Annotated in this window: 19 protein-coding genes and 1 pseudogene; 16 read left to right on the top strand and 4 right to left on the bottom strand. The window is 42.6% G+C overall.

Going from position 1 to position 23301, the window contains the following annotated elements; translation table 11 throughout:
- The first annotated feature begins 8 nt into the window (after positions 1–8).
- The 16 genes and pseudogenes from ACKI39_RS12055 to ACKI39_RS11980 all read left to right on the top strand — a co-directional run bounded on the left by ACKI39_RS12055 (position 9) and on the right by ACKI39_RS11980 (position 18032).
- Positions 9–1979, top strand: coding sequence for a FapA family protein (locus ACKI39_RS12055; RefSeq protein ID WP_407400861.1), 1971 nt, complete (start codon positions 9–11; stop codon positions 1977–1979).
- Positions 1960–2316 carry a hypothetical protein gene (locus ACKI39_RS12050; protein WP_407400859.1) on the top strand — a complete coding sequence of 119 codons (357 nt, stop codon included), beginning with the start codon at positions 1960–1962 and terminating at the stop codon, positions 2314–2316. The genes ACKI39_RS12055 and ACKI39_RS12050 overlap by 20 nt, the downstream gene beginning before the upstream one ends.
- Positions 2317–2349: 33 nt before the next feature.
- Positions 2350–2976 carry a hypothetical protein gene (locus ACKI39_RS12045; RefSeq protein WP_407400857.1) on the top strand — a complete coding sequence of 209 codons (627 nt, stop codon included), beginning with the start codon at positions 2350–2352 and terminating at the stop codon, positions 2974–2976.
- A gap of 99 nt (positions 2977–3075) precedes the next feature.
- Entirely contained in the window at positions 3076–4122 is a 1047-nt protein-coding gene (locus ACKI39_RS12040; RefSeq protein ID WP_407400856.1) for an aldose epimerase family protein, read from the top strand.
- A 49-nt stretch (positions 4123–4171) separates the two neighbouring features.
- A pseudogene (locus tag ACKI39_RS12035) lies at positions 4172–4777 on the top strand (V-type ATP synthase subunit E); the annotation flags it as partial.
- Between the two features lie 143 nt (positions 4778–4920).
- Positions 4921–5469 carry a DUF2764 family protein gene (locus ACKI39_RS12030; RefSeq protein ID WP_318711675.1) on the top strand — a complete coding sequence of 183 codons (549 nt, stop codon included), beginning with the start codon at positions 4921–4923 and terminating at the stop codon, positions 5467–5469.
- On the top strand, positions 5466–7235 hold the full coding sequence (locus tag ACKI39_RS12025; RefSeq protein WP_318691814.1) for a V-type ATP synthase subunit A: 1770 nt from the start codon (positions 5466–5468) through the stop codon (positions 7233–7235). The genes ACKI39_RS12030 and ACKI39_RS12025 overlap by 4 nt, the downstream gene beginning before the upstream one ends.
- Positions 7235–8530: a V-type ATP synthase subunit B gene (locus ACKI39_RS12020; protein ID WP_318691815.1), complete on the top strand. Its 1296-nt coding sequence runs from the start codon at positions 7235–7237 to the stop codon at positions 8528–8530. The genes ACKI39_RS12025 and ACKI39_RS12020 overlap by 1 nt, the downstream gene beginning before the upstream one ends.
- Before the next feature lie 24 nt (positions 8531–8554).
- Positions 8555–9175, top strand: a complete 621-nt coding sequence (locus ACKI39_RS12015; protein ID WP_407400853.1) for a V-type ATP synthase subunit D — start codon at positions 8555–8557, stop codon at positions 9173–9175.
- The gene (locus tag ACKI39_RS12010; protein WP_407400851.1) at positions 9172–11103 is read left to right on the top strand and encodes a V-type ATP synthase subunit I; all 1932 of its coding nucleotides are present in this window, start codon (positions 9172–9174) and stop codon (positions 11101–11103) included. The genes ACKI39_RS12015 and ACKI39_RS12010 overlap by 4 nt, the downstream gene beginning before the upstream one ends.
- Before the next feature lie 76 nt (positions 11104–11179).
- Positions 11180–11602 carry a V-type ATP synthase subunit K gene (locus ACKI39_RS12005; RefSeq protein WP_318689222.1) on the top strand — a complete coding sequence of 141 codons (423 nt, stop codon included), beginning with the start codon at positions 11180–11182 and terminating at the stop codon, positions 11600–11602.
- A gap of 158 nt (positions 11603–11760) precedes the next feature.
- Complete coding sequence (locus ACKI39_RS12000) at positions 11761–13236, top strand: hypothetical protein (RefSeq protein WP_407400849.1); 1476 nt, start codon at positions 11761–11763, stop codon at positions 13234–13236.
- A gap of 94 nt (positions 13237–13330) precedes the next feature.
- Positions 13331–13555 (top strand): FeoA family protein, encoded by a 225-nt coding sequence (locus tag ACKI39_RS11995; protein ID WP_318691819.1) that lies wholly within the window; start codon positions 13331–13333, stop codon positions 13553–13555.
- 6 nt (positions 13556–13561) lie between these two features.
- Complete coding sequence (feoB, locus tag ACKI39_RS11990; RefSeq protein ID WP_407400847.1) at positions 13562–15778, top strand: ferrous iron transport protein B; 2217 nt, start codon at positions 13562–13564, stop codon at positions 15776–15778.
- A 16-nt stretch (positions 15779–15794) separates the two neighbouring features.
- Positions 15795–16898, top strand: a complete 1104-nt coding sequence (gene ispG / locus ACKI39_RS11985) for a flavodoxin-dependent (E)-4-hydroxy-3-methylbut-2-enyl-diphosphate synthase (RefSeq protein WP_407400845.1) — start codon at positions 15795–15797, stop codon at positions 16896–16898.
- 3 nt (positions 16899–16901) lie between these two features.
- Positions 16902–18032, top strand: a complete 1131-nt coding sequence (locus tag ACKI39_RS11980) for a tetratricopeptide repeat protein (RefSeq protein WP_407400843.1) — start codon at positions 16902–16904, stop codon at positions 18030–18032.
- A gap of 10 nt (positions 18033–18042) precedes the next feature.
- Here ACKI39_RS11980 and ACKI39_RS11975 read toward each other — a convergent pair whose 3' ends face one another.
- The 4 genes from ACKI39_RS11975 to ACKI39_RS11960 all read right to left on the bottom strand — a co-directional run bounded on the left by ACKI39_RS11975 (position 18043) and on the right by ACKI39_RS11960 (position 23267).
- Positions 18043–19617: a BamA/TamA family outer membrane protein gene (locus ACKI39_RS11975; protein ID WP_407400841.1), complete on the bottom strand. Its 1575-nt coding sequence runs from the start codon at positions 19615–19617 to the stop codon at positions 18043–18045.
- On the bottom strand, positions 19618–21054 hold the full coding sequence (gene wbaP / locus ACKI39_RS11970; protein WP_407400839.1) for an undecaprenyl-phosphate galactose phosphotransferase WbaP: 1437 nt from the start codon (positions 21052–21054) through the stop codon (positions 19618–19620).
- A gap of 93 nt (positions 21055–21147) precedes the next feature.
- Complete coding sequence (locus tag ACKI39_RS11965; protein WP_407400837.1) at positions 21148–22149, bottom strand: glycosyltransferase family 4 protein; 1002 nt, start codon at positions 22147–22149, stop codon at positions 21148–21150.
- A 2-nt stretch (positions 22150–22151) separates the two neighbouring features.
- A complete protein-coding gene (locus ACKI39_RS11960) occupies positions 22152–23267 on the bottom strand; it encodes a glycosyltransferase (RefSeq protein WP_407400835.1) in 1116 nt (371 codons plus the stop codon).
- Positions 23268–23301 lie beyond the last annotated feature (34 nt).

Below are 23301 nucleotides of genomic sequence, written 5' to 3'. Positions count from 1 at the left end.
AGGTTCCTATGGTCACGCTTGACAGACTTCGTATCGACATGGAAAAACAGCTCCAGATTGACAAGGAGATAACGGCAGTAGAGGTTATAGGCGACACCCTTGATGAGTGCCTTGCCGATGCGGCTGTTCAGCTTGAATCAAAGATCCAGAACCTTGAATATGAGGTTATAGAGAAAGGTTCCGCTGGTGTAATCGGTCTCATGAAGAAGCCTTGGCGCATCAAGGTTTATGAAAATCCAGATCTCATCAAGAAAAAGAAGAACATCAACGCAGTGTCTGCAGAAAGCAGCTCAGAGGAAGTTGTCGAAGTTCAGGTAATCAATACGGATGGAATGTTCTATATCCGCAGGTTTGGATCGGGCATTTTCGTCAAGGTAACGATGCCTGTGGGAGAAGGTTCTCCAGTTGATGGAGATGACCTTATCAATGAGGCAAGAAGACCAGATAATGTCAAGCTGGATGAGGATCTTCTCAGAAAGCTTGCTAAGGAAGGTACTGGCGATGACTATGTTGAGGTTGGTCAATATAACCATGTTTCTGTAGGAGATGCCGTAATGGCAGTCGATATCTCTAAGGACGAGATGCAGGCTACCATCACTGTTTCTGCACCTACGGCGGGTGGTTCCGACATCTCTGCCGATAGGATCATCAATGCCCTTACGACTCAGGGTGTAGTTGCTGGTATTGAAGAAGATAAGATCAAGGCGTTCGTTGATACACCTGTCTACAATGTTCCATATGAGGTTGCCGCTGCAGTTCAGCCTCAGCACGGAACAGACGCCTATATTGAATATAAATTCGAAACTGACAGGTCAAGGCTAAAGCTCAAGGAAACAGAGAACGGACAGGTTGACTTCAAGGAGCTCAATCTTATCCAGAACGTCGTTGCGGGGCAGCCTCTTGCCAAGAAAATACTTCCTACACGCGGAAAGGGCGGAAAGACCATCATGGGACGCTATCTTGAAGCAAGGAACGGCAAGGACATTTCCCTTCCTCTTGGACAGAATACGGTTCTCGACAAGGATGGATGTACCATTCTTGCTGAGAAGAACGGTCATGTTTCCCTTGTTTCGGACAAGATCAACGTTGAGGAAATCTACGAAGTTCAGGGCGTAAACATCAAGACAGGTAACATCACATATATGGGTACTGTTCTCTGCCGTGGCGACGTCGAGGACGGCTTCAACATCAAGGCTGACGGTAACGTTGAAATATACGGTTCTGTAGGACGCTGCAATATCGAGGCGGGGGGTGACATCGTTATTTCACAGGGAGTCATGGGCCGCGATGAATGTGAGATCACTACAAGCAAGTCGGTATGGGCTCGCTTTATCCAGAATGCAAAGGTTACAGCAGAGCAATATATTGTCGTAAATGACAACATCATGAACAGTGATGTCACTGCGATGAAGAAAATAGTCCTAAAGGGAAAACGTGCTTCCATCATCGGTGGAAAGGTATTTGCCACTGAGGAAATATCTGCAAAGAACATCGGTTCGTCTGGTGGTGGCATAGAGACCATTCTTTCCGTCGGATATGATCCAAGAAAGAAGCAGAGGCTTACGGAGCTTCAGGAGATGCAGGCAACTCTCGTGAAGGAACTTGAGGAAATTGACCTCAACATCCAGACCCTCGAAAACAACAAGAAGGTCCGTCGTTCTCTTCCAAAGGAAAAGGAAGAAAGCCTCAATAATTTCATAGCACAGAAGTCAGACCTTGTGGCTCAGAACGAAGAAATGACAAAGGAAATCGACGAAATCAACGAAAGACTTCGTGAACTCAAGGTCGTCGGTTGTGTAAACGCAAGCGGAACCGTTTATCCAGGTGTAAAGATCTATGTTCGTGATGAGCTTGACGAGGTTCGCACAGAGGCAAAGGCGGTTACATTCTTCTATGACAACGGCTTCGTCAAGCGTGGTAAATTCGATCCATCGCAGGTCAGCGATGTAGGAGCTCCTGATGGCTATTCAGCCAATTGATTTGTCCACTGTATATTCGCAGATGGACAAAATGGGACAGTTCAATGCTTCTCAGGTTCAGAACTCGCATATGGCTAATCGAGCCCATATGGAAAAGACTGCCCAGCAGGATACGGAAAAAGCTAAGACCGTTCAAGAAAGCTCAAAGAACAAGGAATCCAACGATATCAAGGCTGATGTCAACCAAGGCGGAGGAGCGGGCCAAGGGCTGCTTGAAGACAGTGGAGAGGCTGAGAAAAAGGTTATGGAGCAGACTGAAGAAGCTGCAAAACCCGCCCCAAAACTGTATGAAATCCGTGATCCAAATCTTGGTCAGCATATAGATCTCATAGGTTGATTGGATGTTCATCAATTTCCAAAGGTTGTAAAAATGTCTGTCATTGCCGTCACTGCAGGTCTCCTTGTACTTTTCAATATCCTCATGTGGTTCATTTTCCTTCTCAAGTTTAATTCACGGTTTTCTACGGAAAAGATCCTTGATGATTATCGGGATGCGATCAACGATAGCATCCGCGATGCAAACAGGGCCGCAGAACGCAATATGGACCTCATGGATGCAAAAATTCAGGAACTCAACAAGGTAAAAGCCGAGGCTGACAGAAGGCTTGCTGTACTTAGGCGGGAACTTGAGACTCAGCAGCGGGAAATGGAATTCCGTGCCGCTGTGAATGCTTCGGGAAAGTCTGCAAAGAAATCCTCTGCTTCTTACGGGGCTCGTAAGGAATCTTCTGCCCAGACGGAACTTGCTTTCAATGAGAACGTACCTAAAGTTCAGCATGTCGAAGAAAAAACTGCGGTGGCTGAACCTCCTGTGACCCTCCAGGAAATTCCTATCGTAAAGTCGGTTGTCTACAGAACCGATGACCAGATAGTTCCAAAGAAGGATTTCTTTCAGCAGGTCAGGGAATACCATATGGCAGGTCTTCCTTCCGAGGAGATTGCACGTTTGACAGGAAGGTCGGCACAGGAAGTTCGTCTTGTGCTTCAGATGCTTTAGCCTCTTTCAAAGTCCCATCGTATAATAATTTATTTAAAAATATCTTAATTTTATCGTCTTTTCTTGAATTATAGCCTATTCGGTCGTATAATTTATCGTATGGGTACTCTAATCAGAATTAAAAAATCAAAGTTCGGAACACTTTGCGACGGCAAGGATGTTTCTCTCTTTACTATTTCCAATGGTAAAATGAGTGTTTCCGTTACAAACTACGGATGCACAATCACAAGCATTCTTCTTCCTGCAGGAAAGGGAAAGAAGGTCGATGCACTTCTTGGATGCTCGACTCTCGAAGGTTTTGCCAATGACAATCTCAGTTTCGGTACTGTAGTAGGTCGTTTTGCAAACAGAATCGGCGGTGCAAAATTTTCCCTCAACGGAAAAGAATATGTCCTTGACAACAATGACAGCGGAAACTGCCTTCACGGTGGATTCGACCGCTATGAAAAGAAAGTCTGGGATGCAAAGAAGGTAGTTACAAAGCGTGGCCACGGCATTGAATTTTCAAGATTCAGTCCAGACGGCGAACAGGGAATGCCTGGAAATCTTTCCGTAAAGGTTGTTTACACCCTCAACGAAAAGAACGAACTTTCCCTTGAATATACAGCATCCTCTGATGCTCCGACACCTGTAAACCTTACTAACCATGCATACTTCAACCTTAAGGGATACAATGGCGGTGCAATCTACGACCAGGAACTTCAGCTTGATTGTTCAAAGTTTGTGGAAGTAAGCGAAAAGCTCATTCCAACAGGAAAACTTCTTTCAGTTGACGATAATCCTGTCTTTGACTTCAGAAAGCCAAAACTTCTAGGAAAGGATATTGAAGCTACAGGTAATGGCTATGACCATGCATATTGTGTAGATGAATATGACGGAAGACTCAAGCAGTTTGCTGTCCTCAGGGATCCTGCAAGCGGAAGGTCAATGACTGTTTCAACAACACTTCCTGGATGCCAGGTTTACACTGCAAACTGGGTTGCCGGTTCTCAGGGCAAGAACGGTTACATCCACAAGAGACATGATGCAGTTTGTCTTGAAACGGAAAGCTACCCTGATACACCAAACCAGGCAAGCTTCCCACCATGTATCGTAACACCAGAAAAACCATACCATGAGGTTACGGTCTACAAATTCGGTTTTTAAAGGCTTAAATCAAAAGGCTTAAGAAATATATTTTAATAGAGAGGTTGTAATGGACATTCAGTTACAAGAACTGATCGAAAAGATCAAGAAGGACGGAGTTGCAAGTGCTGAATCTGCTGCACAGAAGATCATTGCTGAAGCAGAAAAAAAGGCTGCCTCTATTGTTAGTGATGCTGAAGCCAAAGCAGACAGCATTATCAAGACTGCAAAGGCAGAAACAGAACGTATGGAAAAGGCTAGTGAAGATGCCATTGCACAGGCAGGACGCAACCTTATCATTTCATTCCGTGATGGCATCAACAAGGAACTTTCTGCCCTCGTAAATGCAGAAACAGAAAAGGCTATGGACAAGGATCTCCTTAAGAAGATTATTCCAGATGCTGTTAAAGCATGGGCTGCAAACAATGATGCTACAGACGTTTCAATCCTTCTTCCTGCAAAGGATGTAAAGGCTCTTGAAAGTGGAATCAAGACTGCACTTAAGGGAAAACTTTCTAAGGGTGTAGAAATCAAGGCTGATGCCTCCCTTTCTGCTGGTTTCAGAATCGGAACAAAGGGCGGAGAAGCATTCTATGACTTCAGCGCAGAGGAAGTTGCTTCACTGTTCAGCGCATACCTTAATCCAAAGACAACAGAGCTTATGAAGAAGGCTGCTGCAGGTATTGCAGAAGAATCTCCAAAGGTTGAACCAGAAGATAAGGCTGAAAAGAAAGCTGCTCCTGCAAAAAAGGCTCCAGCTAAGAAAGAAACTGCAAAGAAGGAACCTGCTAAGAAGGCAGCACCAAAAGGAAAAAAATAGTGGAACATCTCTATTATTTAGTGTCCCAGCTTCCAGCATTCTCAGTGAACGATGACAGCAATCAGAAACTTCCTCTGACTGTTGAATATTTCAAGGACCTCTGTGCAAGATTCATGTCTGACAAGGCAAAGATCATGGCAGAAAACCTTACACTGGAACCACCGTTGGAAACAGAATCAACTGGGTCACCATTCCTTGACCAGTGGTACGAGAAGGAACGTAACCTTCGCCTTGCCCTGGCACAGCTTCGCGCCCTTAAGATGAAGAAGGACAACAAGGACCTTCCATCGACAAGTGACGGTGAAGTTATCCAGGCTGCACGTACAGCTACAGGAATGGACAGTCCTTTAAGCGCCGAGCAGTTCCTTAACCAGTACAGGATGAGTGTTCTTGACAAGCTTGCTCCAATGGACATGTTTTCAGTGGATGCAGTTTTCAATTACGGACTTAAGCTTATGCTTGCAGAGCGCATGAAGAAGTTTAACAGGGATGAAGGTTTGGCTTCTTATCACAAAATTTACGACTCAATACTTGGAGAAAACAAATGACAGATACAAAAGGCAAAGTTGTAGCTGTAAACGGAAACATGGTTTCTGTTGAATTTGACGGAAAGGTTTCTCTCAACGAAGTAGGCTACGTTAAAGTTGACGGACAGAGCCTTAAGGGTGAGGTTATCCGTATCCGCGGCAATACAGCTCAGATGCAGATTTATGAAATGACAAACGGTATTTCTACAGACTGTTCAGTAGAATTTACTGGTGACCTTCTTTCTGTAGAAGTTGGTCCTGGTCTTCTTGGTCAGGTTTACGACGGTCTTCAGAATCCACTTCCATTGCTTGCTGAAAAGTCAGGTTACTTCCTTGAACGCGGTGTTTACCTTCCAGCCCTCAACGAAGAAAAGAAATGGGAATTCACACCAACTGCAAAGGAAGGCGACAAAGTTCTTGCTGGCGACAGCGTTGGTACAGTTCCAGAAGGACCATTCACACACAAGATTCTTGTTCCATTCGGATTCCTTGGAACATACACAATCAAGAAGATTGCAAAGGCCGGTTCTTACAAGATCCACGACACAATTGCAACTCTTGCTGACGAAAAAGGCAAGACAGTTAACATTTCAATGAGCTTCAAGTGGCCAGTTAAGCGTGCAGTAAACTGCTATGCAGAACGCTTGAGCCCAGATGAACCAATGGAAACAAAGGTTCGCCTTATCGATACATTCTTCCCAGTTGCCCGCGGAGGTACATACTGTATTCCAGGACCATTCGGTGCAGGTAAGACTGTTCTCCAGCACACAACATCCCGCAATGCAAACGTAGACATCGTTATCATCGCAGCTTGTGGTGAACGTGCAGGTGAAGTTGTTGAAACACTTACAGAATTTCCAGAGTTGAAGGACCCAAGAACTGGCCGTTCACTTATGGAAAGAACAATCATCATCTGTAACACATCTTCAATGCCAGTTGCTTCCCGCGAAGCATCTTGTTATACAGGTGTTACTCTTGCTGAATACTATCGCCAGATGGGACTTAATGTTCTCCTCCTTGCAGACTCAACATCTCGTTGGGCACAGGCCATGCGCGAAATGTCTGGTCGTCTTGAGGAAATCCCAGGTGAAGAAGCATTCCCAGCATACCTTGAATCTACAATCGCTTCATTCTATGAACGTGCTGGTATCGTAAAGCTCCGTGACGGTGAAACAGGATCCGTAACAATCGGTGGTACAGTTTCTCCTGCTGGCGGTAACTTTGAAGAACCAGTTACACAGGCAACACTTAAGGTTGTCGGTGCATTCCACGGTCTTTCTCGTGCCCGTTCAGATGCACGCCGTTACCCAGCTATCGACCCACTTGATTCATGGTCAAAGTACAAGCCTGTAATTACAAAGTCTTGGGTAGACTATGCTCGTGGCGTTTACAAGCGCGGTGCTGAAGTTAACCAGATGATGAAGGTTGTCGGTGAAGAAGGTACAAGCCTTTCAGACTTCATCCTTTACCTTAAGAGTGAATTCCTTGATGCAATCTACATGCAGCAGGATTCTTTCGATGAAATCGAAGGTGCAACTTCAATTGAACGCCAGCAGTATGTATTTGCTAAGATTGTAGGCATTCTTGGATCTACATTCGACTTTGAAGAAAAAGACGATGCCCGTACATTCTTCAACAAGCTTACACAGAACTTCCGCGATATGAACTACAAGGCATTCAAGACTCCTGACTTTGAAAAGGCAGAGAAGACAATCGACGCAACTCTTGCAGAAAAAAATGCACAGATCGGTGAAGATGTAAAGACTCTTCTCAAGGACGGTGAATAATGGCTAAAGTATACAGCAAAATCGAAAGCATTAACGGTAGCGTTATTACTGTCAAGGCAAAGGGCGTAAAGCTCAATGAACTTGCAGAAATCACAACACGCTTCGGTAAGTCTCTTGCTGAAGTAAACAAGATCGACGGTGAGACTGTTTCACTTCAGGTTTTTGCAGGTGGTCGTGGTGTTGCTACAAACGATCAGATCCGCTTCCTTGGTCACGACATGAAGATTTCCTTCAGTGATGACCTTCTTGGACGTATTTTCAACGGTTCAGCAGAACCTCGCGATCATGGTCCAGCACTTACAGAAAACCTCATTTCAATCGGTGGACCTTCTGTAAACCCATCAAAGCGTATCAATCCTAACCGCATGATGCGTACAAACATTCCGATGATCGATGTTTTCAACACATTGGTTGTTTCTCAGAAGATTCCAATCTTCTCTATCTCAGGTGAACCATACAACCAGCTCCTTGCACGCATCGCCATGCAGGCAGAAGCAGATGTAATCGTTCTCGGTGGAATGGGGCTCAAGTATGATGACTACCTCTTCTTTAAGAAGACATTGGAAGAAGGTGGAGCCCTCTCAAAGACAGTTATGTTCGTTCACACAGCTGCTGACCCAACTGTAGAATGTATGAAGATTCCTGATCTTTCACTTGCAGTTGCAGAAAAGTTTGCACTTAAGGGAAAGGATGTTCTCGTTCTTCTTACAGACATGACAAACTTTGCAGACTCAATGAAGGAAATCGCCATTACACAGGAACAGGTTCCTTCAAACCGCGGTTACCCTGGAGACCTTTATTCACAGCTTGCATCACGCTATGAAAAGGCTGTTGACTTCAACGATTCAGGTTCCATTACAGTTCTTGCTGTTACAACAATGCCTGGTGATGATGTTACTCATCCAGTTCCAGATAACACAGGTTACATTACTGAAGGTCAGTATTACCTCAAGGGCGGACGCATTGAACCGTTCGGTTCTTTGTCTCGTCTCAAGCAGCAGGTTAACAACAAGACTCGCAAGGACCACCGTTCTTTGATGGATGCCATGATTCGTCTTTACGCATCTTACAAGGATACACTCGAAAAGAAGTCCATGGGTTTCAACATGAGTGCATGGGATGAAAAGCTTCTCAAGTACGGTGTAATGTTCGAAGCAAAGATGATGGACCTTACTGTAAATGTTCCTCTTGAAGAAGCATTGGACAATGGATGGAAAATTCTTGCCGATTGTTTCGAAAAGAATGAAACTGGTCTTAAGACAGAATTGATCGAAGAATTCTGGCCTAATAAATAAACTGAACTCGCATAAGGATATTTTATGGCAAAATTAAAGCTGACTAAAAACGAGCAGAAGACTCAGAAAGATGCGCTTAAGATGTATCAGCGCTATCTTCCAACTCTTACGCTCAAAAAACAGCAGCTGCAGTCAGAAATCCGCACCATTGACGAAAAGGCAAAGGAAGTTCGCGCACAGAAAAAGGTGCTCGAGGCTGAATTTGAAAACTGGATCAGCGTCTTTGGTGAAAAAGATGCTTTCAAGCCCGACATGGTTACTGTAAAGAACATCAAGAAGGGCTGGGACAATATTGCGGGTGTTAAAATCCCTGTCTACGAAGGTGCAGATTTTGGTCGTGGGGACTATGACCTTTATTCAACACCATTGTGGATTGATATGGCTGCAGACCGTATGGAAAAGGCTCTGGAGCTTGATCTTATGGCAGAAGTTCTTGATGAACAGGTTAGGCTTCTGTCGCAGGAATTGAGGACAACAACACAGCGCGTTAACCTTTTTGAAAAGGTTAAGATTCCTGAAACCAAGGCAAACATCAAGAAAATCGGTATTTTCCTTGGTGATGAACAGGTTGCCGCAGTTGTTCGCTCTAAGATTTCTAAGAAAAAGCTGCAGAATGTATCGGACAAGGAGGAAACTGAAGAATGATCGTAGAAATGAAAAAAGTTTCCCTTGTTATACTGGAAGCTGAAAAAACAGAATCCCTGAAGGCTTTAAGAAAGGCTGGTGTTCTTCACCTTGAAGAAATTGAAGGTGGAAGTGCTGAACTTTCTGCATACAAGGAACAGTCTTCAGAAACTGAAAAGGCTCTTGCAATTCTTGAAGAAGTTAAGCTTGGAAAGAAGCAGACTGTTGAACAGGTAAAACTTTCAGCAGAAGATGCAGTTGCAAAGGCAAAGGAAATCATTTCCTTTACTGATACAAAGAAAAGCCTCTTTGACAAGATCAACCAGAATACGCAGGAACTTGCTCGCCTTGAAAAGTGGGGCAGCGTAAATCCTGCAGAACTTGCATCTCTTACAGAAAAAGGCCTCTACCTTTACATGTTTGAGATTCCTCAGGACAAGTATTCTGAAATCAGCAAGGACATCAATACTGTTGTTGTAAACAAAATCAACAAGGTTGTAAGATTCCTTCTTGTTTCTGATGTTGAAGTTGAGGAACGCCCTGAAGGACTTCCTGCAGAGGCATATTCTGTTCCGCTCCCAGAGTGTTCAACAGAAAAACTCAAAGATGACATCGTAAAGGCTAAGGCTGAAATCGAGCGCCTTGACCGTGAGATCGTTGCCGCAAAGAAATTTGAAGCAGCCCTCAAGGAATCAAAAAACAGGCTTCTTTCTGACATTGAATTTGAAAACATTTCCAGCGGTATGGAAAAGGAAGACGAAGAACTTTCTGAAGCAGAAACTCGTCTTGCCTGGGTTACAGGTTATGTACCTGTTGATTCAATGGACAAGTTCAAGAAGGTTTGTTCAGACAACAGCTGGGCTTATGTTGCTTCCGAACCAAAGGAAGACGACATGGTTCCAACAAAGCTCAAGAACAACAAGCTTGTAAGCCTCATTTATCCGCTTACAGACTTCCTTGGAACTGTTCCTGGCTACCATGAATATGATATTTCAGGCTGGTTCCTTTTGTTCTTCACAGTCTTCTTCGGAATGATTTTCGGAGATGGTGGATACGGACTTCTTCTTACAGGTGTCGGTGTTGCAATGGCTGTAAAGTCCCTTGCCTCGAAAAAAGGCGGATCCCTTGCAGGACTCGTTCTTCTTCTTGGGCTTGCAACAGTGGCATGGGGTACAGTTACCTGTACATGGTTTGGACTTACACCTGATATGCTTCCTGATTGGCTAAAGGAACTTTCTGTTCCTCAGCTTTCAAATGCATACGGTGACACTCAGTGGCCAATTTTCTGGAAACCAGAATCAGGCCTCTATCTTACAACAGCACAGAATCTTCAGATTTTCTGCTTTACCCTTGCTTTGCTTCAGCTTTCTGTTGCACATCTTAAGGGAATCGCAGCTAACCTCAAGAGCCTCAAGTGGATTGGTGAATTCGGTTCCCTTATGCAGGTTGTGGGTATGTACTGGGTTGTACTTTCCATGGTTGTAAGTGCAGAAGTATTTACATTCAATGAAGTAATCTACGGAATTCCTGTAGGAAAGCTTGCCATCGGACTTGTTGCTGTAGGTTTTGTCCTCAGCTTTGTCTTCTCAAGCTATTCAGGAAGCGTTGTTGAATCAGTTCTCGAAAGCTGCAAGAACATCATTTCCGTACTTCTTGGTGTTGTAAACGTATTCTCAGATGTCGTTTCTTACATCCGTCTTTGGGCAGTTGGTTTGGCAGGTGCCGCAATCTCTGGAACTGTAAACAGCATGGCAGGTCCTTTGCTTGGACATGCAGTTCTGTTCGTCGGATTCCTGGCACTCATCGTATTCGGACACGGTCTGAACATGATCTTGAACCTTCTTTCCGTTATCGTTCATGGTGTTCGCCTTAACACATTGGAATTCTCCAATCACTTGGGAATGTCATGGTCTGGTTTCAAATATAATCCTTTCAGCGAAAGGGATTAATATTATAGAGATATCTTTGGAACAGATGTTTCTGAAGAATCGTAAACATAAAACTTATTTATAGGAGAATTAAATTATGAATTTTGGAATGCTCGGTGCTGCTATTGTTATGGGTATTGCTGCTATTGGTAGTGCAATTGGTATTGGAACTGCAGGTCAGGGTGCAATCGGTGCTTGGAAGCGCTGTTACCTCAACAACAAGCCAGCTCCATTCATCCTTACAGTTTTTGCTGGTGCTCCACTTACACAGACAATCTACGGCTTCCTTACAATGCAGTCTATGATTTCTTCAAGCAAGGATCCATCATTCCTTCTTGGTCTCGGCATTGCATCAGGTCTTGCTATGGCATTCTCTGCTATGGCTCAGGGAAAGGCTGGTGCTGCAGGTTCTGATGCTCTCGGTGAAACAGGAAAGGGTTTCTCTCAGTACATCATGGTAGTTGGTCTTTGTGAAACAGTTGCTTTGTTCGCAATGGTATTCTCAATGATCGTTTGCTAATTTAGTATAATTTAAGACTAAATTAAGGCCGCTGGAAATGAATCCGGCGGCTTTTTTTATTTAAATAAGCATTTGTTACTACAAATAGAAAAAAACTGATATTAAAACAGGTTATAATGGATTAGAATATAAGCAAATAAATAATCGGAGTTTGGCGTATGAAAGCAAAAAAAGTTGTTCTGAAAAGCGCTCAGTGTGCCCTTGATATGGGTGATGGAAGCGAAAGAAGTTTCTATGTAAATCAGGATTATATCCTCAACAAGATGAAGAAAGTTCACCGTGGCATAAGCCTCATGTATACATATTATCCAAAGGATGATATCTGGCCTCAGCGTGCTTCAATTGCATTGCCTGAAAACAAGGCTGGTGGAGCCTGGAACTTCCCTTATGAAGATTATTTTCCATACCTTGGTGGTATCAACGGAAACCGTGAAGCCGAACCTTTCAACTACATGAAGGAAATCCGCCGTCGTGGACAGGATGTTGTCCTTACATTGACAGTTGATCCAACTCTCGAAGACAAGTATCTTATTGGAATTGCAAAGGATCTTCGTCCATATGGAAGAATGTATCTTCGCATCAACCACGAATGTACAGGTACCTGGTTCTGCTTTAACCGCCGTGCAGACTACCAGACAATTGCAGACTTTTTTGTTCGTTTTGCAAAAATCCTCAAGGAATATGCTCCAAACGTAAAGACAATCCTTTGTGCCGGCATGTTCATGAAGGAAGAAGGCAAGGTTGAAATGGAAGACATCTTCCTTGAAGCCCACAAGGTTTGCGACATCTGGTCTGGCGACCATTATCTTTCGCTTCACTGGGGATGGCCTGTAACTGTATGTGAAAAGGGCAGCGGAGATGACTTTGCCTGCTACGATGTAGATGAAGTTTACGATCAGGCTAAGGCTACCTTGCATCGCCTTCGTGAAATCACAGGAATGGACAAGCCATTCATTCTTTCTGAACTTAACGGTGACGGTGATGTTACAGGTGCTTTCGTTCAGTCCAACATGATGAGGCACTTTATGAACCGTCTTGAAAAGGATCCTGAACACTGGCTTACAGCATTTACCTTCTATCAGTTTCGCGATGACGGACGCCTTGGACTTGAAATTACGGATCCTAACAACAGCGATGTAGGTATCGAGCAGCCGATGCTTGCCATGTACCGCAATCAGCTTCATAAGCCGTTCTACAGCCAGCCTATTGTTGCAGCAGGAGAAGTTGAACTTCCATGCAAGCTCCGCTGGGGAAGTGCAGAAGACAGCGAAGGACTTTCCATGGACCTTCATTTTGAAAAGCAGCCTGTATTCGCAGAAGTTTATTTTGATGATGATCTTCTCGAAAAGAATCTTATGCTTGAGCTTGGAGGCTACTGGTTCTACAAGGCTCCTGGAACAAAATGCGTGGACATGATGACATTGTTCTACGATAAGGCTTTGACAGGCCCTTGCGACATGAAGCTGAATATCTTTGCTCCACCAGCAAGCGGTCTTAACGACACACCTTCAAAGGATTACGACAAGGATCCAAACGGCGACTGGATGATGGATACATACACTGAAATCAAGTCACTTCCAAGAGTCCGACTTTGTTTTGAAGAGCCTCAGATTGTTTCTCGCTACGAGGATTAATTAATAATTAAACTCCAGTCGATTTTACTGGAGTTTTTTTTATGTTTTAGTTATCTTTATCTAACCTCTATTAGTGTAGTATAATTCTTGTGTTATGAAGACAGTCAAGGACATGAAAACAGGTCAAAAGGCTCAGGTAATAAAAGTTCACGGTGAAGGAGCATTGCGCCGGCGCATCATGGACATGGGCATTACAAAAGGAGTTGAGATTCACCTTAGAAAACTTGCTCCTTTGGGAGATCCTATGGAACTGTCTGTAAGAGGCTACGAACTTTCCTTAAGAAAAGCGGATGCCGAAATGATTGAGATTGTCGAGTAAAATTTTATGAGCAATAAAGAAGCTTCAAAAATCCGAATAGCTCTGGTTGGAAATCCTAACTGCGGTAAAACCACTTTTTTCAATGCCTTGACCGGACAAAATCAGTATGTTGGAAACTGGCCGGGCGTAACTGTAGAAAAAAAGGAAGGCTGCGTAAAGGGCCTTGAAAATGTCATAGTTACTGATCTTCCGGGCATTTATTCTTTAAGTCCTTATACCATGGAAGAAGTAGTTGCAAGAAATTATCTTCTTCATGATAGGCCTGAAGTCATCCTCAACATTGTTGATGCTACAAACCTTGAACGAAACCTTTACCTTACGACTCAGCTTGTGGAAGTGGGTATTCCCGTTGTCATTGCCCTTAACATGATGGATGTTGTCCGTCATCGCGGTGATATCATCAAAACATATGAACTGTCAAAAAAATTAGGGTGTAAAATCGTTGAGATTTCTGCCCTTAAGCAGACTGGACTTATGGAAGCTGCAGAAGTTGCCGTAGAAGTCGCAGCTACTGGCAGCTTCATACCAAAGCATATCTTCAGCGGTGAAGTAGAGCATACCCTTGCGCATATAGAAGAAGCCTGTGTTCATGAAATGGAGGATGAAAAACAGCGCTGGTATGCCATCAAGATTTTTGAACGTGACCAGAAAGTTATCGAAGAACTTAATATAGATCCAAAAATACTCTGTCACATTGAAAAGGATATTGAGGCAACGGAAACTGCCCTTGAGGATGACAGTGAAAGCATCATTACAAATGAAAGATACAATTATGTTTGCGATGCCATAAATCCTTACTACATAAAAAAGAACAAGAGTGGACTGACCCTTTCTGACAATATTGACCGGCTCGTTACAGGTAGAATTACTGGGCTTCCCGTATTTGCCTTTGTTATGTTTATTGTCTACTACATTTCCATGGTTACCGTTGGTACTCCTGCTACAGATTGGGTAAATGATAATCTTTTTGGTGAGAACGGAATTCCGTCTTTTGTAAGTCATGCCCTCAATGCCTGGCATGTAGCTGAATGGCTCAGGGCCCTCATTGTGGACGGAATCATCGCAGGTGTAGGTAGCGTACTTGGTTTTGTTCCACAGATGTTCGTACTCTTTCTTTTTCTTTCATTTCTTGAAGCCTGCGGTTACATGTCACGTATTGCCTTTGTGTTGGACAGATTGTTCAAGAAAATAGGTCTCAGTGGAAAATCCTTCATTCCAATTCTTGTTGGAACTGGTTGCGGAGTTCCTGGCATCATGGCAAGCCGAACAATCGAAAACGAAAGTGAAAGGCGCATGACCATAATCACGACTACTTTCATTCCATGCGGAGCAAAGGTTCCTTTCATTGCCTTGATTGCGGGAAGTATCTTTGGCGGCAAGGCGTGGGTAAGTACAAGTGCCTATTTTGTCGGAATGTTTTCCATAATTCTTTCAGGATTGATTTTAAAAAGATTCAGGATGTTCAAGGGGAAAAATTCTCCTTTTGTAATGGAACTTCCACCGTATCATTTGCCTCCTGCAAAAAATGTTTTCCGTACAACATGGGATCGATGCAAGGAATTTGTTGTAAAAGCCTCAACAATAATCATGGTATCTACAATTGTGGTTTGGGCTTTGAGTAATTTTGGTTTTACTGTTGTGGACGGTAGACTTTCATTTGGAATGGTTTCTGAAACTAACATTGATTGCTCCATCCTTGCTCGCCTTGGACATCTCCTAAGCTGGATTTTTATTCCCCTAGGATTCGGTACATGGCAGGCAACGGTTGCTTCCATTACAGGTCTCCTTGCAAAGGAAAACATTGTAAGTACCCTTGGAGTTCTCTATGGTCAGAACGGTAATGTTTACAGTAACCTTGGAAATGTATTTACACCAGTTTCCGCCTATGCATTCCTTGTTTTTAATCTTCTCTGCGCTCCATGTTTTGCTGCCATGGGTGCCATTCGTCGTGAAATGAACAGTGGCCGCTGGACAGCCTTTGCTATTATCTGGCAGTGTGCCTTTGCATATGCCGCAGCTCTGCTTGTAAATGTTCTGGGAAAATATTTTGCATCAAAGGATATTGGCTATTGGTCTACCTTGATCATTGCTCTATTGCTCATGTTGATTGTTGCCGCTGTTCTTGGAAGGTTTATAAAGCTCAGGTTTGGAAAGCAAGCTGAAGCTGGTGATTCTTGCTGTGGAACTTCAGGCTGCCATGGCTGTGACAAATGCGGTAAATAAGTGATATAATGGAATCATGGCTTCATTGTTCAAAAGTCCCCGCGTTGTTACTGTAGGCGGGGCAAACGGAATCAGAAAAATTCTTGTAGGTGGTGATAATCCCGTTACCATCCAGACCATGTGGAAAGACGGCATCACCGATGTAACTGAAGGCTCTGAAAAACTTCAGTCAATTCTTAAAGAAATCAATATATTGAAATCTCTCGGATGCGATATAATTCGCTTTGCCGTTCCTGACATGGAAAGTGCAAGGGGATTGTGTGTAATCCAGTCTCATACCGATGTTCCTTTGGTTGCTGACATTCACTTTGACTATAAACTTGCATTGGAATGTCTTAAAGGGACGGTTCCTGTCATCAGAATTAATCCTGGAAATATTGGAAGTGAAGAAAGGGTAAAGGCTGTAGTTGATGCCTGCAAGGAAAAAAATGCCGCTATAAGAATCGGTGTTAATACCGGAAGCCTGCCAAAAGACCTGGAAGAAAAGGTAATTGACGGAACCATGACCCGTGCAAAGGCCCTTGCGGAAACCGCATTGCGGGAAGCCGAAGTTTTTGAACGCCTTGGCTTTACCAATTATGTTGTAAGCATGAAGGCAAGCTCTGTAGAAGAAACAATCGAGGCAAACGAAGAATTTGCAAAGGTCAGTGATGTTCCTCTCCATATTGGAGTTACGGAAGCAGGTCCTTTGATTACTGGCATTGTAAAATCAACCATGGCATTTACACATCTTTTGAAGAAAGGTATTGGATCTACCATCAGGGTTTCCTTGAGTTCAGCTCCAGAAAATGAAGTAATTACCGGTCGTGAGATTTTGCATGAGTGTGGACTCAGAAAGGGTGGCGTAACTATCGTTAGTTGTCCTCGCTGTGGTAGACTGGGCTTTGACGTACATTCGTTCGTTTCCCGTTGGCAGAACAGACTTCTTGCCATGGACAAAGAAATAACTGTTGCAATCATGGGCTGTGTTGTAAATGGCCCTGGCGAAGGAAAGCATGCAGACCTTGGAATTGCAGGGGGAAAGGACAAATGCATTATTTTCAAAAAAGGAAAAATAGTGCGAACAATTGATGCCAAAGATGCCGATAATGTATTCGGGGAAGAATTGGAGTCCCTTTAAATAATGAAAGTACGTGTTTTCAAGTCTTTTGCATTTGTTTTAGTATTGCTTTTCTCGTTAAATTCTGTTGCTGGCCAGACAGTTCCTCGCAAGGTTCAGAAAGGTCAGGAAGCCTGGCGTTCATTTAAAAAGGCTCAGAATGCCTATGAATCCAATGACTATAGCAAGGCAATTGAATATGCAGAAGAAGCTCGTACCATTAGAAAGCAGGATGCTGCATGGCAGACCTATGTGCTTGAAAACACTTTGAAAAAAGCAAGAGTTCGCCGTGCTGGTGATGAGCTTGATAGGGTTCTTCCAGAGCTTAAGGATCTTGGTTTCAACGATGCTGTAGACATCATAGATCAGCATACGGAAAAGCTCGGTGTTGGATATTTCAACAACAGCTACTCAAAAGTTTTCGACTATATTTCAATATATTCCCATTACACGGAAGCAGATTATCTTCTTGGCAAGGTTTATAGGCTTGAAGGAGAATTTGAAGTTGCTTTGAGATACATGAAGGAAGCCTACGATTGTGCAGTAAACCTTGATGTTCCTATGGAAAAGTATGATCTTCTTTATGATCTTGCGTCTCTTTCATTTGATCTTGGTAAATACGACGACTTTGAAAAGTATCTTCTGGCTATCGTCATGGACAATGAATACTACAGCGACAATGCTTTCATGCGTTCTCTAAAAAGAATTGTAGATATGGATAGTCAGGATGCTGTTGATAAATTCTTTCTTTTATATAGATGCGACAATGATCTTGCTTTGAAGGCTCTTATTGATTTGTCAGAAATTTATAGGACAGTAGGTGAAACAGATAAGACATTGAAATGTTCGTCTCTTGCCAGCATCATTGCAGTCTCAAAACTCGAGGACATTATTTCCCAAAGAATAAATGATTTTGAATTCCATGGAATAGGTGATCTGCTCATTAAATGCCAACGTTATGAAGACATCGTAACATGGGGGAATGAAAACAACATATGGAAGCTTTTCTGCAATTTTGCTGAAGCTGCGGCTTCCAATGGAAAAATTGTCTTTGCAAGAAATCTACTTCGTATTCTTTCACAGTATGAACCTGAAGAATATTGGAGACGTTATGCCTCTGAAATCATCGTCAATGGAATGAAGATCAACATGTAGCTTTTTAGGCTTAGAACTGTAGTCCGAGACCGATGTAGCATTCCCATTCTTTGCCGTCTCGCCATGAGCTGTCAAAGCCCTTGTGTCCATCCAAAAGTTTCTTTGAAAGGTCAAATCCAAGAGAACCCCTCAGGACATAGCTCTTCCATTTTTTTGGGTAGACAAGGATTTCGACTCCTGAAGTGTAGATTCCTTCCTTTATGGAGAAGGTGTTTCCTGTTCCCCAATTGTCGATAAGTCCCATGTCTATGAAGGGGCCTACCTGAAGTTCAAAATTCATTGCATTAAGAAGTCTGCTGTGTTTTTCACCATGTTTGCCAAAGAAAGAAACCCAGTCGGTCGTAAAAACATGGATAGGGGCTTCAAGATTCAAAATTATCGCAGAATTGGTTGTGAAGGCATAGTTGTTGTCATCGACAAAAATTCCCTTTGAAAAGTAAGCCTTGTCCAAGGCTCCTCTTATGAAAGTTCCTGCGGCATACCTGGTGTTTTTCCCGAGAAGGGCTGTAAAATTGCAGTTGATGCCTGCGTAGTCAAAAGCCTTGTGAAGCTTAACATATATTTCAGCAGAGGGTACAAGCCTCTTGTCGTTGCTTTTTTCATGAAGGTCAAATCCCATGTAGGCACCAGATTTGACTGTATATCCATTCCTAAAATTATTCTTGCCGATCCAATCTACATTGCCAAAGAATATCTCATTGCCAGGTTTTACGAGGGGACTCTGATGCAAATCACAGTTTCTGTCAGCTATGCCATCCTTGTCCCATTTTTTTTCAATGGAAGCAAGTGGTTTCCATGTAATTGGTGTAGAAAGTCCTATGCTTCCAACGGTAAGAGGAAGGGCAACTTCACCATATTCAATGAAATAGAATTCATCATCGTATTTTGAATAGTCCGTGTTTCGTACGATGGACTGTCTTGCAGTAAAATCCAATTCATGCTGATTGTCTGTACCTAATGGAACTCCAATGGTGATTCCTGTGCTGTAGATGAAATTTGGCATGGACTTTTCCGTGCACCATCTGAAGTCAAGAAGATTGTCCCAATGGTTCTTTGTTTTTCCTGCATGGAAAGGGTAATCGTAGGCTATGTTGAAGCCTGGTGTAAATTTTGAATATCGATCAGGTTCATCCTTGTCTCCGAATTCAAAGGTCAGTCCAGCCTTAAGAGGACTTGCAAGTCCTAGAAAATTGGTGTCTTTTAGGGCGATTTCAAGTTCTGCACCCTTATTGCTGTCCAGACTTGGCTTTGGAAAAATCAGAAGGCTTGTTGAATCTTCAAAGGTGTATTCTGCTTCCACAAAAGCTATGTCGTCGTCCATAGCGGTGATTTCATATGCATAGGAGATATTTTCAAGCAGTCTTGTGTTCTCAAGATTCTGGTTTATCTGTTTCAGGTATTCTTCGAGTTCTTCTTTAGTTTCAAAAAAATGATTCCTTTGTAAAGGAGGAACAGTCTGTAGTAGATACTGCGGCTTTGTCTTTCCAAGGGAATTGAACCTTATGTCAGAAAGACAAAAAGTTTCAGAAAAGGCAAAGGAAGCTGAAAGAAGGAGAATTTCGAATATTAATTTTCGGTGAGACAATTAGTAGGCTCCCTTGCCGACGATGACTACACCAACTGTCTTGATGATGATCCAAAGGTCAAGCCAAATGGACCAGTTCTGGATGTAGTAGGTGTCAAGGTTGATTCTTTCCTCGTAACCTGTATCACTGCGTCCTGAAATCTGCCACATACCGCTTAAACCGGGTTTAACAGAAAGGACATATTCTGAAAATTGCTTGTACTTTGCAAGTTCAGGCTCCGTGACAGGCCGAGGACCGACAAAAGACATCTGTCCTGTAAAGATATTCCAAAGCTGTGGAAGTTCATCAAGTGAAGTTTTGCGGAGAATTTTACCAAATTTAGTAATACGAGGATCGTCTGTAAATTTTCTATCTTTTTCCCATTCAGCGGCACGCACAGGGTCATTTGCAAGTATGTCCTTAAGCCGTTCTTCCGCATCGATGCACATGGATCGGAATTTCCAGCATTTGAATACCTTGTGGTCTTTTCCCACTCGTTTGTGACCGTAGAAAACTGGACCAGGAGAAGTCAATTTGATGACGAGCGCTATGATGCCAACTATCGGAAGCACGACAGGTGCTGCTATAAAGCATAGGAAAATATCTATGAATCTTTTGACAAATACAGCTCCTGATTTTGTGAGGTAGTTTGTCGATGAGAATCCAAGAATGCCACCAAAATCCTTCATGTGGAGGGACATGTTTGTGTTAAGCTGGTTTTTAGGAACTCTGATGATGTAACGGTAATTTGCCTGGATGAATTCCAGACTTCTGTCATATCCGCAGATGATTGCGACCTTGATTCTAAGCTTGTCAATGGATGCGACAGTTTCTGGAGTTCTTTCGCGGATTTCAATTCCGTTGTAGGTTTCGTCATGGAACGGTGTATCAGTTATTATCAAAACAGGTCTGTACCCAAGATGCTTTCTTTTTGTCAGACGGTCAACAATGTCGTATGCCTGAGTTCCTTTACTGTATATCACTGCAGGAACTCCCCACCATTTAAAACGGCTGAAGATGCGCCTTCCGAATTCTCTTCCCAAAGGAAGAAGGATTGTCGAGAAGGGCCATGCAATGATAAGTGCTGCGGCAATTGGTATGAAATCCCTGGTCGATTTTATTGTCATGAGTGCAAAAGCTTCTCCCATGAGGGAGAAAAAAGCACTCATTGAAAACCTTTTTACTTCCTCTTCTGGTGCAAGAAGAATTCCTGGGTAAAGACCTGCTGCATAGAAAACCGCAAAAATGCCAGGCATGAAGATGGCATATTTAATAAATGAACTGAAGTCGATCCAGCTTGTGTCTATCATATTGATTATGAAGAAACCAAGGCAGATGGACAGCATGAATGCAAATGCATCAATGAAAGCAAGGGCTATTCCGCTTATAAAGGAACTTGTTGATTTATATTGAGCTTTAATAGATCTTTCGAAAGGCGTATCAGGTTTTCTAGACATAACTTTATTTTAATCGATATGCAGGAATTTGTCTATTTAAGAAGTTTTTTATGGAAAATATGCCTTGTATTTAAGTTTATTTCAATTATATTTCTAGCATTTTTCAAGAACGTCGATGATAGTTTCTGCAGTTTTTCTGTAGCTGTAAGGCGCTTTGAAATCAGTTTTAAAATCAAGGTTCCATGAATCGAGGATTTTATCCTTAAGGTCCGAGCTGTCTCCACTTTTAAAGAATGTAACAGGAAGTTGGCCATAGATTTCCTTAAAGACTTCTATGTCAGAGATTACAGCGTTTGTTCCACATTTAAGTGCTTGAAGGGGAGGAATTCCAAAACCCTCGTAGAGGGAAGGCTGTACAAGAAGATTTGCCTTGCACAGAAGTTCCTTGAGCTTTTCATTTTCTATAAAGCCTGTAAATACTACTGCGTCCTTATAATGGAAATTGATTTTTTCAATTCTGGAATAGATGGAATTATCTTGAGATCGGAAGTTTTCATTGTTTCCTACGATCATAAGCTTTATGTCAGGACGTGATTGCAGGAGCATTTCAAATGCTTCAAGAAGAATTGAAAGTCCCTTGTGCTTCTTTATGTTTCCGATAAAAATCATGTAATTTTCTTTTTTTGTGCAAGGAGCCACATTGTCATAGTAGGAAGGAATTCCGTTGTGGACTACATGGATAGGCTTTCTGCAGTTTAGGTTGGCGATGATTCTTTCTCTGCTGAATTCAGATACTGTGAAAACAGCTTTAGATTTATTTACGGCGCGTCTGTAAAAGTATTTGCGCGCAAGTGTTCCTGCTGTACCAGCAAGATCCTTTATATCAAGAAAAACTACATCATGGATGGTTGAGTATACGGGAATTTTGATTCCACAGGGAATATTGCAATAAGGTGTAAAATAAACATCGCAGGAATTTATCTTTTCAAGTTCATCCCTTGGGAAAAAAAACATTTCCTTTACAGTGAATGGTTTTATTGCAGGCTTTGAAAAATAAAATTCATGGTTGCTTTCCTTAAAGAAAGGAATAAGTTCATCAAGAAAGGTTCCGATGCCGCTTTTACCGCTCATGCGCATGTCTACTGCAATTTTCATTTTTATTTTACTTCCTTGAGTGTTTCGTCTATTACAGCCTGAAGTTCTTTCCTGAATCTTTCTGCACTGAACTTTTTCGCATGGTCAACAATTTCGCTTGTTTTAAAGGTGCCTTTCTTTTCAAGTTCTTCAAACCTAACGATGGCTTCTATTACTGATTCTTCCGTCTGTTCTGCAAAGAATAAACCTGTGGAATTTTCTACTACGGTTTCAAGAGCACCACCTTTACCGAATGCGATAACAGGACGCCCGCATGCCTGACACTCAACAGGAATGATGCCAAAATCTTCCTCTGCACTGAAAATCATAGCACGGCATTTCTGAAGGTATTCTTTTACTTCTGTATCACTTATTCTGCCTGTAAACTTGATGTCTGCATTTTTGTATTTAGCAGCAAGAGATTTTAGTTCTGCTTCCTGACTTCCGCTGCCAATTACAACAAGTTTCTTTCCAAGCTGGCCACAAGCCTTAATTGCAAGATCAACCCTTTTGTAACTTACAAAACGGCTGAAGACAACATAGAAATCCTCTGGAGGCAAATTATTTGGAGAAAGCCTGTCTACATCAACGGGTGGAAAGATTACTTTTGAGTCCCTGTTCCAGAATTTCTTTATGCGTTTCTTTATGTAAGAAGAATTTGCGATCAGTGTATTGATCCTTTGGCTAGAAAGAAAATCCCACTGTCTGATTGCAGGCATCTGGCGCTTCATGAAGAATCTTGTGATTTTTCCTGAACGCTTGAAATAATCGAAATAAAGGTCCCAGGCATAACGCATAGGAGAGTGGATGTATGCAACAAAGGCTGTGTTTGGAGAAGTGATGACTCCTTTAGCACAGCTTGAAGAACTTGCAATGACAATGTCGTAGGAAGTAAGGTCAAAGCTTTCAAATGCTTTTGGCATTAGCGAAAGAAATTTAGTGTAAAGTCTTGTTGCCTTTGGTATTTTCTGAACAAAGGAAGTGTGTACTTTATCTTTTGGAAAGATCTTTCCCATTTTTTTCTCATCGTATACAAGGGTAAAGATATCAGCATCAGGATAAATCTTGAGCATCTGCTCAACGACTCTTTCAGCACCGCCGTAGTTAACAAGCCAGTCGTGTACAATAGCAACTTTCATACAAATCATTTTAGCAAATTACTAAAAAATAAAA

Source organism: Treponema sp., assembly GCF_045641405.1.
Taxonomy (GTDB): Bacteria; Spirochaetota; Spirochaetia; order Treponematales; family Treponemataceae; genus Treponema_D.
Note: the sequence above shows the minus strand (reverse complement) of the source record. Positions and strands in the feature narration are given on the sequence as shown.

Coding starts and splice junctions, on each gene's coding strand:
- ACKI39_RS12055 (WP_407400861.1), top strand. CDS start 9: ATGGTCACGCTTGACAGACTTCGTATCGACATGGAAAAACAGCTCCAG.
- ACKI39_RS12050 (WP_407400859.1), top strand. CDS start 1,960: ATGGCTATTCAGCCAATTGATTTGTCCACTGTATATTCGCAGATGGAC.
- ACKI39_RS12045 (WP_407400857.1), top strand. CDS start 2,350: ATGTCTGTCATTGCCGTCACTGCAGGTCTCCTTGTACTTTTCAATATC.
- ACKI39_RS12040 (WP_407400856.1), top strand. CDS start 3,076: ATGGGTACTCTAATCAGAATTAAAAAATCAAAGTTCGGAACACTTTGC.
- ACKI39_RS12025 (WP_318691814.1), top strand. CDS start 5,466: ATGACAGATACAAAAGGCAAAGTTGTAGCTGTAAACGGAAACATGGTT.
- ACKI39_RS12020 (WP_318691815.1), top strand. CDS start 7,235: ATGGCTAAAGTATACAGCAAAATCGAAAGCATTAACGGTAGCGTTATT.
- ACKI39_RS12015 (WP_407400853.1), top strand. CDS start 8,555: ATGGCAAAATTAAAGCTGACTAAAAACGAGCAGAAGACTCAGAAAGAT.
- ACKI39_RS12010 (WP_407400851.1), top strand. CDS start 9,172: ATGATCGTAGAAATGAAAAAAGTTTCCCTTGTTATACTGGAAGCTGAA.
- ACKI39_RS12005 (WP_318689222.1), top strand. CDS start 11,180: ATGAATTTTGGAATGCTCGGTGCTGCTATTGTTATGGGTATTGCTGCT.
- ACKI39_RS12000 (WP_407400849.1), top strand. CDS start 11,761: ATGAAAGCAAAAAAAGTTGTTCTGAAAAGCGCTCAGTGTGCCCTTGAT.
- ACKI39_RS11995 (WP_318691819.1), top strand. CDS start 13,331: ATGAAGACAGTCAAGGACATGAAAACAGGTCAAAAGGCTCAGGTAATA.
- feoB (WP_407400847.1), top strand. CDS start 13,562: ATGAGCAATAAAGAAGCTTCAAAAATCCGAATAGCTCTGGTTGGAAAT.
- ispG (WP_407400845.1), top strand. CDS start 15,795: ATGGCTTCATTGTTCAAAAGTCCCCGCGTTGTTACTGTAGGCGGGGCA.
- ACKI39_RS11980 (WP_407400843.1), top strand. CDS start 16,902: ATGAAAGTACGTGTTTTCAAGTCTTTTGCATTTGTTTTAGTATTGCTT.
- wbaP (WP_407400839.1), bottom strand. CDS start 21,054: ATGTCTAGAAAACCTGATACGCCTTTCGAAAGATCTATTAAAGCTCAA.
- ACKI39_RS11965 (WP_407400837.1), bottom strand. CDS start 22,149: ATGAAAATTGCAGTAGACATGCGCATGAGCGGTAAAAGCGGCATCGGA.
- ACKI39_RS11960 (WP_407400835.1), bottom strand. CDS start 23,267: ATGAAAGTTGCTATTGTACACGACTGGCTTGTTAACTACGGCGGTGCT.